The 1,748-nt window shown below is 66.1% G+C and carries 1 protein-coding gene; it reads right to left on the reverse strand.

The window, feature by feature from the left end; all coding sequences use genetic code 11:
- Positions 1-274: 274 nt before the first annotated feature.
- A partial coding sequence (locus tag ASE31_RS32150) for a hypothetical protein (RefSeq protein WP_162261439.1) occupies positions 275-1,748 on the reverse strand: 1,474 nt, incomplete at its 5' end.

The following is a 1,748-nucleotide window of genomic DNA, read 5'->3' on the forward strand; positions in this document are numbered from 1 at the left end:
CACCTGCGGGTCGAAGAACAACGACCACGGGCTGTACATGCTCACGTTGAACAGGTGCAGGCCATCGTCCCAGCGCCAGTAGCCCTGCAGGGCGCTGCCGTGCAGCGCGAAGGTCAGCAGGCACAAGGCACCCAGCATTGCCAGATCGCGCTTCCATGTGGTTTGGTGTGTTCTGGTCTGGTTCGGCATTTTCATCCTGTTGCATGCGCCGGCTTGGCGCAGGCAGCTTGGTGGCACGGATGGCCTGGCCGCCCAAACCCTTTGCCGTCAGCGGTCATCCCCCCTCCGCTCTGGTCGCGTCGGGTATCAATGCATCGCTGCAGCCCTGCTTGCCCTTCACGGGCAGCAGCAGGAACTGGTGCTCCTGTCCCGGCAGGTGGCCCAGGACGATGGCACAACGCATCCTGCTGGCCGCCTGGGCCATGCGTTCGTCCGAAAAGCCCAGGATGGCCTCGAACCCCGACAGCAGCATGTCTTGGCGCTGAAAGGACTGCGCGACGTCGGGCCGTTCTGTGCTGACCAATGCGTCCAGGCTGACCTGGGCACCCGGGGTGGGCACAGCCATCACCATTTTTCGGCCGGCTCCGAGTGTCGGAGTCCATCCGGATATGTGCAACTGGCGGCCTTCGACGGTGATGGCGTCGATGGAGCCGCCGTAGCCATGCGCCACGCGCGGGGGCGGTTTGTCCATGGAAAAAGCGTGACCGACATTGGCCAGCTGGGATTGGATGACGGCCTCCTGCTGCTCGGGCGGCAGGCTGTCCAATGGCACCAGGCACAGGCACTTGTCATTCCACGTTCGGATGCGCGCGCGCTCGGCTGCATCGGCGGGCGCCTTGCGCAGCAGCGCTGGCTCGGGATGGAGTCGGCCGGGCTCCAGGCGCTGCTGCGCTGCGTGCGCGTACATGATCTGGGTGACTGTGGAAATGGGCGAGAAGAACTCGTAAGGCACCAGGATCTGGCCTGGCGGCGGATTCAGGGCGAATGCATAGTGGGCCTCGAACACCGCGTTGGCGGGACGGTCATGCTCGCGCTGGGCTATGGACTGCTGCACCACCGCCGCCACGAAAACGAGCAGGGCGGCTGCGCGCCAGCGCGCAATGCGGGCGGGCCACTTCAGGCTCCAGAGAACGCACAGGGCAACCCAGGGCACCCAGAGATAACGCGTATACCCGATCAGATCCACACCCGGGTGCACCACGAAAAGCAACGGAAAGACCATCACCACGGCAGCGGCGCCCAAGCCCACCAGCATCCATCGGCGGTGCGGCGTGGATTGTGCGGCAACCCCCGCCACCAGGCACACGAGGCACGCCAGGATTGCGGCCATGCCCAGCGCACCGCTTCCAAGCAGGCCCTGGGCCAGCATATGGGCCAGGTTGCCAATGAAGACGGGCAGGGCCCGCCAGTCGCCCAGCGCACTCCCATGGTATCCCCCTATGCCTGAAAAAACGCTGATGCGGACCACCGCATACGCCAGCGCCACGGCCAGTGTAGGCAACGCGAAGCGCCAACGCGCCATGCCCCAGGGCGAGCCCACCGCCCCAGGCGAGCCTGCAGCCGCAGACTGCGAGCCAGCAGGCAGCGGCAGCAGCAGGGTCAACGCCACCCAGGGGACATACACCTCCTTGCACAGCGTGGACAGCAGGTAGAACCCCGCTGCCAGAACGGCCCAGCGCCATTGAGCCCGCTGCACGGCATGCACATAGGCCCACAGGCCCAGGCAGGCGAACAGCAGGCCGTCCAGA

Origin of the sequence: Acidovorax sp. Root217, from assembly GCF_001428645.1 — a bacterium.
GTDB lineage: Bacteria > Pseudomonadota > Gammaproteobacteria > Burkholderiales > Burkholderiaceae_C > Acidovorax.